Source organism: Sutterella sp., assembly GCF_052272535.1.
Lineage (GTDB): Bacteria > Pseudomonadota > Gammaproteobacteria > Burkholderiales > Burkholderiaceae_F > Sutterella.
Genome location: NZ_DAVZJY010000205.1, coordinates 1 through 4,144 on the forward strand (window position 1 = coordinate 1; position 4,144 = coordinate 4,144).

General features: G+C 68.1%; 4 protein-coding genes. 2 read left to right on the top strand and 2 right to left on the bottom strand.

Going from position 1 to position 4,144, the window contains the following annotated elements; all coding sequences use genetic code 11:
• Window positions 1-241: 241 nt before the first annotated feature.
• Both ACT6Y9_RS09115 and glnK read right to left on the bottom strand, forming a co-directional pair.
• Window positions 242-1,516, bottom strand: coding sequence for an ammonium transporter (locus ACT6Y9_RS09115; protein ID WP_443744298.1), 1,275 nt, complete (start codon window positions 1,514-1,516; stop codon window positions 242-244).
• 60 nt (window positions 1,517-1,576) lie between these two features.
• The gene (glnK, locus tag ACT6Y9_RS09120) at window positions 1,577-1,915 is read right to left on the bottom strand and encodes a P-II family nitrogen regulator (protein WP_295479219.1); all 339 of its coding nucleotides are present in this window, start codon (window positions 1,913-1,915) and stop codon (window positions 1,577-1,579) included.
• A gap of 485 nt (window positions 1,916-2,400) precedes the next feature.
• Between glnK and ACT6Y9_RS09125 the strand changes: the two genes are divergently transcribed.
• A complete protein-coding gene (locus tag ACT6Y9_RS09125; RefSeq protein ID WP_295479216.1) occupies window positions 2,401-2,808 on the top strand; it encodes a hypothetical protein in 408 nt (135 codons plus the stop codon).
• 132 nt (window positions 2,809-2,940) lie between these two features.
• Window positions 2,941-4,144 (top strand): esterase-like activity of phytase family protein (locus ACT6Y9_RS09130; protein WP_443744299.1); only part of this gene is annotated, 1,204 nt, incomplete at its 3' end.

The window sequence follows — 4,144 nt, forward strand, 5'->3', positions numbered from 1 at the left end:
CTGAGCGTTGGTCAAGTGGAGAATCCCCGTCCTTCAGGGCGGGGAGTGCGTCAATGCGGACGGAAGGCCTTTTCCTTTGCCGGATCGCGCCGGGATTCTCTTTGAGCTTCTTCTCTGAGGGGCGGTTCCGAGGCCGCCCGGAGGGAGATGCTTCTTTGAGGGATCCGGTGCTCCGCTCCTCCCGCGCCTCCCGGGAGAACCTGCGGTTCTCTTTGGGGGGAGGCTCGAGGGAGAGCCGGGACTACTCGATGCGCTCGCCGTGGGTCGCGAGGTCGAGACCCGAGAGTTCGTCGTCCGACGAGACGCGCAGACCCATGGTCTTCTTGATCACGTAGAGGATCACGAAGCTCATGATGCCGCCGTAGACCAGCGTGGCGACCACCGAGAGGGCCTGGATGCTGACCTGGGTCCACATCGCGGGGAGTTCGGAGCCCGTGACGGAGCTCGAGGCGAAGAAGCCCGTGAGGATGGCGCCCAGCATGCCGCCCACGCCGTGCACGCCGAAGGCGTCGAGCGAGTCGTCGTAGCGGAGCCGCGCCTTGACGACCGCGACCATGAAGAAGCAGACCACGCCGGCCAGGAGGCCGATGAAGAGCGCGGGGGCGGGCTCAACGAAGCCCGAAGCCGGGGTGATCGCCACGAGGCCGGCGACGGCGCCCGAGATCATGCCGAGGAGCGAGGGCTTGCCGCGGGTCTTCCATTCGGTGAACATCCACGCAACGGCGCCGGCGGCGGCCGCGATCTGCGTGACGATGATCGCCATCACGGCGCGTTCATTCGCAGCGAGCCCGGAGCCGCCGTTGAAGCCCATCCAGCCGAACCAGAGGAGGCAGGCGCCGATCATCGCGAGGGCGAGGTTCGCCGGGGCGAGGTGCTGCGTGCCGTAGCCACGGCGCGGCCCGAGCATGAGGCAGCCCACGAGGCCCGCAATGCCGGCGTTGATGTGCACGACCGTGCCGCCCGCGTAGTCAAGCGCGCCCATCTGGAAGAAGAACCCGTCCGAGGCCCAGACCCAGTGGCAGATCGGGGCGTAGACGAGAAGGCTCCAGGCCGCCATGAAGACGAGAAGCGAAGAGAACTTCATGCGTTCGGCAAACGACCCGGTGATGAGCGCGGGCGTGAGGATCGCGAAGGTCATCTGGAAGAAGACAAAGAGCATCTCCGGGATGGAGCCCGAGAGCGTGCCGATCTCAATGCCCGAGAGGAAGCTTTTCGAGAGGCCGCCCACGAAGGCCGAGCCTTCGGAGAAGGCGAGGGAGTAGCCGACCGCGTACCAGAGCAGCGTCATGACGCCGCAGATGGCGACCGACTGCGCGAGGGTCGAGAGGATGTTCTTCTTCCTCACCATGCCGGCGTAGAAGAGCGCGATGCCCGGGATGGTCATCAGCAGGACGAGGAGGCCGGCCACCATCACCCAGGCGGTGTCGGCCTTGTCGAGGACCGGGTCGGCGGCGAAGGCAGGGGCGCACAGAAGCGCCGTGCCGACGGCCGGAAGAATTCGAGTCAGGGCGTGCATTTTGCAGAAACTCCGAGAGAGGTTTTCTTTTTTGTGTTTTGTGCGGGAAGCGGCGCCGGATCAGATCGCCGCTTCGTCGGTTTCGCCCGTGCGGATGCGCACGACGTGTTCGAGTGCGGTGACGAAGATCTTGCCGTCGCCCACCTTGCCGGTGCGGGCGGACTTCAGAACGGCGTCGATCACCGTGTCGACGAGTTCGTCGGAGACGGCGACGTCGATCTGGATCTTCGGCAGAAAGTCAACGACGTACTCCGCGCCGCGGTAGAGCTCCGTGTGGCCGCGCTGTCGGCCGAAGCCCTTCACTTCAGTGACGGTGAGGCCGTGGACGCCGGCGGCGGAAAGCGCTTCGCGCACGTCGTCGAGCTTGAAGGGCTTGATGATGACGGTTACGAGCTTCATGGAGGGGATCTCCTTCGAGAAGAGTGTTGAGGTGCGTTGGGTGGGGCCGGGCCGAAGCGGCGGCGCCCGTACGGCCTATCCGAGCACGGCGCGTGCCAAAAGGCGCATGAAGACCGGGCCGGCCCCGCCCGGGCGGGGCCGCACGCGGGCCGGAGCGCCGTGGCAACCCATTGATTCCACAGACAAAGCGACTGATCGGAGTAGGAAAAGGGAATGCCGCGGATGCGGGATCCCCTGTGGGGACGGCGCCCCGCCGCGGCGTCGGGAGACAAGGGGGCCGGGCGGGGCGGTGGGAGCGGGCGCCGCCGGGGCGAGGCAGCGCACCGTGCGGGTGCGTGCACCAAATTGGTGCTCTCTGCGGCGTGCGCCCGCGCACCGCTACAATGAGGCGTCCCGCGGGAGAAGGACTCCGCAGCGGGACTCCGGGAGTGGCGGGTCGCCGCTCCGGGAGGCCAAGACGGACGGAAGCATCGGGAGGAAGCGCGATGAGCGAAGCGCCGAAGATCATCAAAAGCAAAGCGCCGGGAACGAAGATCGCGCAGCTCTTCGAGGAGGAGGACAAGTACGTCGGTCCCAACGAGCTCCCGCAGGACGAGCGCGGCTGGCCCGTGCTCGTGATCGAGCGGGTCTTTCCCTGCATGAGCAACTCCGACATCGCCGCGCGGGCGCACTTCTTCGAGGCGTACCGCAAGTTCACCGAGAAGGACTACATGGCCGGGCGCGGCATGACGATTGAAACCACCGTCCGCGACGATCCGCGCTATCCGCCCGTCTCCGTGCGCTACCAGGTGGGCGGACGCCCCCGCACCGAGCGGAGCTACGCCGAGATGGAGGCCGAGCTCGTCGCGGCCGTGAAGGCCGCCCATGCGGCCGTGGTGCGTCCGGGCCGCTGATCCCCGCCGGCCGCTTCATCCTTTCGGCGACCCCGAAATTCGCGGTCCGCGTATAGAATGAGCGCTTTTCCGGCATTCCCGCCCTGCGGAGCCGGGCTTTACTTCCCGCCACAAAGATAGAGTTCCTCATTGATGTCTGAGAGTTCGAGCGCAGCCGCTAATCCCCCGCTTCCGGCTGGAATCGAGAAGGTCGAGCGCTGCGTTTTGGAAGCGCAGCAGCTCACGCTTCCGTCGGGGGCGGCCGGTGCGCACGTGCATCCCGATGGACTCTTTCCGATGGGTCTCGGCTCGGCACTCGTCTATTCGGGCGCGCGCAAGGACGGCACGCTCCTCTTTTTCGGCCTCACCGACCGGGGTCCGAGCCTCCCCGCGCCCCGCGTGCGGTTGGAGGACGGCGGCGTGGCGAGCGCCCGCTACTTCCTCTCTCCCTTCTTTCAGCCCCGGATCGTGCGGATCGAGGTTTCAGCGGACCGCGCCCGGGCCTTGGGGCCGATCGCCCTCACGAACGATGAGGGCAAGCCCTACACGGGGCTCCCGCCCAAGGACTCGGCCGACTGCGTCGCGCTCTCGCTCGTCAACGACCGCCTCACGCCCGGGGCGCGTTCGATCGACCCCGAGGGGCTCGCCGCCGACGGCGCGGGCGGCTTCTGGGTGATGGACGAATACGGGCCCGCCTTGAGGCAGTTTTCCGGCCAGGGGGTGGAGAAGCGCGTGCTCCTGCCGGGCGCCGGGCTCCCCCACTATCTCGCGGGGCGGCCGCGGACGCTGCGCGGCCTCACCGCCGCCGACGGGCGGCTCCTCACCTTCGACCGCTCCGCCTTCGGGGTGCAGCGCTGCTTCACGCTGATTGAATCCGACCCCGCGTCGCTCTCGACCCGGTGCTTTCTCTGGCCGATCGAGCGGGAGCTCTGGAAGCGCACGTCGCGCCCGACGATCGGCGACCTCGCCCACATCGCGCCCGGGCGCTTCATCGCGATCGAGCAGGGCGACGCCAAGGGGGGCGGCAGGCTCCTGCAGCTCGTTCTCGGCGACTTCAGCAGCGCCGAAGACGTCTGCGGGCGCGATCCCGCGTCGCTCGGACGCCTGCGCCGCGGCCGGCCCGGAATGGTCCGCCGCCGCACGCTCGTCAACCTCGCGGACTTGGGTTGGAGCGCCGACAAGGCGAAGGGCGTGGCGGTGCTCCCCGACATGCAGACCGTCGCGGTGGTGAGCGACAACAACTTCGGCGCCGAAGTGCGCGTCGATGACCCGGCCTTCGCCGATGCGCCTTCGGCGGTCGACTACGTGCTCGAACCCGACGGCGGCTATTCCTTCGCCGGGAAGCCCTCGGCCGCGC